Source organism: Microbacterium nymphoidis (assembly GCF_021044885.1).
Classification (GTDB): Bacteria; Actinomycetota; Actinomycetes; order Actinomycetales; family Microbacteriaceae; genus Microbacterium; species Microbacterium nymphoidis.
In genome coordinates this window covers 1-5,494 of the sequence record NZ_JAJNOD010000010.1, presented here as the reverse complement: position 1 = coordinate 5,494, position 5,494 = coordinate 1, and the positions used below count along the sequence as shown (strand labels likewise).

Here is a 5,494-nt window from a genome sequence, read left to right as displayed (position 1 = left end):
AGTCCGGCGGTGTCCTACTCTCCCACAGGGTCCCCCCTGCAGTACCATCGGCGCTGAGAGGCTTAGCTTCTGGGTTCGGAATGTGACCAGGCGTTTCCCTCTCGCTATGGCCGCCGAAACACTATTGATGTTTCAATCAGCACAACGAGCATTGATCGTTGTGTGTTCTCGACCGTACATCGAGAACCACTCAGTGGACGCAAGCAAAAGTTCATGTCACCCACCCGAAAAAAAGGGGGGGGTGTTTATCAAGTCATCGGCTTATTAGTACCAGTCAGCTACACGCATTACTGCGCTTCCACATCTGGCCTATCAACCCAGTAGTCTGGCTGGGAGCCTCTCACCCGAAGGTATGGAAATCTCATCTTGAGGCCGGCTTCCCGCTTAGATGCTTTCAGCGGTTATCCATCCCGAACGTAGCTAACCAGCGGTGCTCTTGGCAGAACAACTGGCACACCAGAGGTTCGTCCAACCCGGTCCTCTCGTACTAGGGTCAGATCCTCTCAAATTTCCTACGCGCGCAGCGGATAGGGACCGAACTGTCTCACGACGTTCTAAACCCAGCTCGCGTACCGCTTTAATGGGCGAACAGCCCAACCCTTGGGACCTACTCCAGCCCCAGGATGCGACGAGCCGACATCGAGGTGCCAAACCATGCCGTCGATATGGACTCTTGGGCAAGATCAGCCTGTTATCCCCGAGGTACCTTTTATCCGTTGAGCGACAGCGCTTCCACAAGCCACTGCCGGATCACTAGTCCCGACTTTCGTCCCTGCTCGACTTGTCAGTCTCACAGTCAAGCTCCCTTGTGCACTTACACTCGACACCTGATTGCCAACCAGGTTGAGGGAACCTTTGGGCGCCTCCGTTACTTTTTGGGAGGCAACCGCCCCAGTTAAACTACCCACCAGGCACTGTCCCTGAACCGGATTACGGTCCGAAGTTAGATATCCAGAGTGACCAGAGTGGTATTTCAACAACGACTCCACACCCACTAGCGTGAATGCTTCACAGTCTCCCACCTATCCTACACAAGCCACACCAAACACCAATACCAAGCTGTAGTAAAGGTCACGGGGTCTTTCCGTCCTGCTGCGCGTAACGAGCATCTTTACTCGTATTGCAATTTCGCCGAGTTCGCGGTTGAGACAGTTGGGAAGTCGTTACGCCATTCGTGCAGGTCGGAACTTACCCGACAAGGAATTTCGCTACCTTAGGATGGTTATAGTTACCACCGCCGTTTACTGGGGCTTAAATTCTCAGCTTCGCCTTACGGCTAACCGGTCCTCTTAACCTTCCAGCACCGGGCAGGCGTCAGTCCGTATACATCGTCTTGCGACTTAGCACGGACCTGTGTTTTTAGTAAACAGTCGCTACCCACTAGTCTCTGCGGCCACCAAACGCTTTCGGAGCAAGTCCTAATACGCCGATGGCCCCCCTTCTCCCGAAGTTACGGGGGCATTTTGCCGAGTTCCTTAACCACGATTCTCTCGATCTCCTTGGTATTCTCTACCTGACCACCTGAGTCGGTTTGGGGTACGGGCAGCTGGAACCTCGCGTCGATGCTTTTCTCGGCAGCATAGGATCACCCACTTGATACGCATCGTGTCTCAGCCTCTACGAGTGACGGATTTGCCTATCACTCAGCCTACGCACTTGCACAGCGACAACCATCGCGCTGCTGGGCTACCTTCCTGCGTCACACCTGTTAATACGCTAACCGCACCAGAACGGGGTCGTACGCTAGGCCTCACGCCATCACCCGAAGGATCCGGTCATGAGGATTCAGATACTTAGCACTACTGGATTAGCTTGGGCGGTTCTTCGCCGGTACGGGAATATCAACCCGTTGTCCATCGACTACGCCTGTCGGCCTCGCCTTAGGTCCCGACTTACCCAGGGAAGATTAGCTTGACCCTGGAACCCTTGGTCTTTCGGAGGACGTGTTTCTCACACGTCATTCGCTACTCATGCCTGCATTCTCACTCGTGTAGCGTCCACGGCTGGATCACTCCGCCGCTTCACTCGCCACACGACGCTCTCCTACCCATCAACACGGCTGGACCACGAAGGCCTACCAAAAATGTCAATGCCACAACTTCGGTGGCGTGCTTGAGCCCCGTTACATTGTCGGCGCGGAATCACTTGACCAGTGAGCTATTACGCACTCTTTCAAGGGTGGCTGCTTCTAAGCCAACCTCCTGGTTGTCACAGCAACTCCACATCCTTTTCCACTTAGCACGCGCTTAGGGACCTTAGATGGTGGTCTGGGTTGTTTCCCTCTCGACTATGAAGCTTATCCCCCACAGTCTCACTGCTGCGCTCTCACTTACCGGCATTCGGAGTTTGGCTGACGTCAGTAACCTTGTAGGGCCCATCGGCCATCCAGTAGCTCTACCTCCGGCAAGAAACACGCAACGCTGCACCTAAATGCATTTCGGAGAGAACCAGCTATCACGAAGTTTGATTGGCCTTTCACCCCTATCCACAGCTCATCCCCTCAGTTTTCAACCTAAGTGGGTTCGGTCCTCCACGACGTCTTACCGTCGCTTCAACCTGGCCATGGATAGATCACTTCGCTTCGGGTCTAGGACACGCGACTGAATCGCCCTATTCAGACTCGCTTTCGCTACGGCTACCCCACACGGGTTAACCTCGCCACGTATCACTAACTCGCAGGCTCATTCTTCAAAAGGCACGCTGTCACACCTACCAGGGGTGCTCCAACGGTTTGTAAGCAAACGGTTTCAGGTACTATTTCACTCCCCTCCCGGGGTACTTTTCACCTTTCCCTCACGGTACTTGTCCGCTATCGGTCATCTGGGAGTATTTAGGCTTATCAGGTGGTCCTGACAGATTCACACGGGATTTCTCGGGCCCCGTGCTACTTGGGATACTCTCCACGCCAGCACACGCATTTCGACTACGGGGTTGGCACCCTCTATGACTGGCCTTTCAAAACCATTCGTCTATACGCTGCTGTCACGTCGAAGTCTCGGCAGAAACTTCCGGTGAGTCCCACAACCCCCAACGTGCAACGCCTGCCGGCTATCACACACGCAAGGTTTAGCCTGATCCGGTTTCGCTCGCCACTACTAACGGAATCGCGGTTGCTTTCTCTTCCTGTGGGTACTGAGATGTTTCACTTCCCCACGTTCCCTCTACCCGCCCTATATATTCAGGCGGGAGTCACTAGGTCGCACAAACGCCCAGCGGGGTTTCCCCATTCGGACACCCTCGGATCAAAACTTGCTTATCAGTTCCCCGAGGCTTATCGCAGATTGCTACGTCCTTCTTCGGCTCCAGATGCCAAGGCATCCACCGTTTGCTCTTAAAGACTTGAATACATGAGTTAAGAAATAATCAGATCTAATGATCATCAAAATTTCAGATCACCCGCATGAACCCGAAGGCCCATACGAATCATCTTTAAGATGCTCGCGTCCACTGTGTAGTTCTCAAAGTACGGGCGGTACCCCCCGCGCCCACAGCAAAGCCGCAGACAACAGAAGGCCCAGAGGAACAGAAGCCAATCCCGAAAGATCGACACCCGGTCCCTCAGGACCCAACAGCGTGCAGCCGCCAGTTCACATCCCCCACCCTTCCAGATCCCCGAAGAGACCGTACTAACTGGAGTCAGCTACGCCGACGGCATGTCAAATGTTCCACCCATGAGCTCCGGTCAGACACATTCGGTCTGAATCCGGCTCTGTCGGTCCCGAAGAACCGCAGTGCTCCTTAGAAAGGAGGTGATCCAGCCGCACCTTCCGGTACGGCTACCTTGTTACGACTTAGTCCTAATTACCGATCCCACCTTCGACGGCTCCCTCCACAAGGGTTAGGCCACCGGCTTCAGGTGTTACCGACTTTCATGACTTGACGGGCGGTGTGTACAAGACCCGGGAACGTATTCACCGCAGCGTTGCTGATCTGCGATTACTAGCGACTCCGACTTCATGAGGTCGAGTTGCAGACCTCAATCCGAACTGGGACCGGCTTTTTGGGATTCGCTCCACCTCACGGTATTGCAGCCCTTTGTACCGGCCATTGTAGCATGCGTGAAGCCCAAGACATAAGGGGCATGATGATTTGACGTCATCCCCACCTTCCTCCGAGTTGACCCCGGCGGTATCCCATGAGTTCCCACCATAACGTGCTGGCAACATAGAACGAGGGTTGCGCTCGTTGCGGGACTTAACCCAACATCTCACGACACGAGCTGACGACAACCATGCACCACCTGTATACGAGTGTCCAAAGAGTCCTCTGTTTCCAGAGTGTTCTCGTATATGTCAAGCCTTGGTAAGGTTCTTCGCGTTGCATCGAATTAATCCGCATGCTCCGCCGCTTGTGCGGGTCCCCGTCAATTCCTTTGAGTTTTAGCCTTGCGGCCGTACTCCCCAGGCGGGGAACTTAATGCGTTAGCTGCGTCACGGAATCCGTGGAATGGACCCCACAACTAGTTCCCAACGTTTACGGGGTGGACTACCAGGGTATCTAAGCCTGTTTGCTCCCCACCCTTTCGCTCCTCAGCGTCAGTTACGGCCCAGAGATCTGCCTTCGCCATCGGTGTTCCTCCTGATATCTGCGCATTCCACCGCTACACCAGGAATTCCAATCTCCCCTACCGCACTCTAGTCTGCCCGTACCCACTGCAGGCCCGAGGTTGAGCCTCGGGATTTCACAGCAGACGCGACAAACCGCCTACGAGCTCTTTACGCCCAATAATTCCGGATAACGCTTGCGCCCTACGTATTACCGCGGCTGCTGGCACGTAGTTAGCCGGCGCTTTTTCTGCAGGTACCGTCACTTTCGCTTCTTCCCTGCTAAAAGAGGTTTACAACCCGAAGGCCGTCATCCCTCACGCGGCGTTGCTGCATCAGGCTTTCGCCCATTGTGCAATATTCCCCACTGCTGCCTCCCGTAGGAGTCTGGGCCGTGTCTCAGTCCCAGTGTGGCCGGTCACCCTCTCAGGCCGGCTACCCGTCGACGCCTTGGTGAGCCATTACCTCACCAACAAGCTGATAGGCCGCGAGCCCATCCCAGACCAAAAAATCTTTCCAGACAATGACGATGCCGTCTTGTCTCGTATCCGGTATTAGACGCCGTTTCCAGCGCTTATCCCAGAGTCCGGGGCAGGTTGCTCACGTGTTACTCACCCGTTCGCCACTGATCCACAGAGCAAGCTCTGCTTCACCGTTCGACTTGCATGTGTTAAGCACGCCGCCAGCGTTCATCCTGAGCCAGGATCAAACTCTCCGTGAAAAAACAGCTGCAACACCCCCACCGGAATAGGCAGAAAGCATTGCGAGTTTGAAACTGACCAAAAAAGGATGTCAAAACTGACAACCATAAATTGATCCAAAGGAATCTCCCACCCCAAAAAGGGGTGACGAGGTTATTTGGCATTTGACAAGTGCACGCTGTTGAGTTCTCAAGGATCGGATGCTCCCACACACCACCCACACGGGGCTTAGCTGCGGGGCAACTTCTC

At 54.6% G+C, this 5,494-nt stretch carries 3 rRNA genes; all 3 read right to left on the bottom strand.

The features are described from left to right. Position 1: 1 nt before the first annotated feature. Positions 2-118, bottom strand: a 5S ribosomal RNA gene (rrf, locus tag LQ566_RS17380). 126 nt (positions 119-244) lie between these two features. Then, a 23S ribosomal RNA gene (locus tag LQ566_RS17375) occupies positions 245-3,345 on the bottom strand. 397 nt (positions 3,346-3,742) lie between these two features. Continuing rightward, a 16S ribosomal RNA gene (locus tag LQ566_RS17370) occupies positions 3,743-5,265 on the bottom strand. The 16S, 23S and 5S rRNA genes sit together here, the layout of an rRNA operon. Between the last annotated feature and the right edge of the window lie 229 nt (positions 5,266-5,494).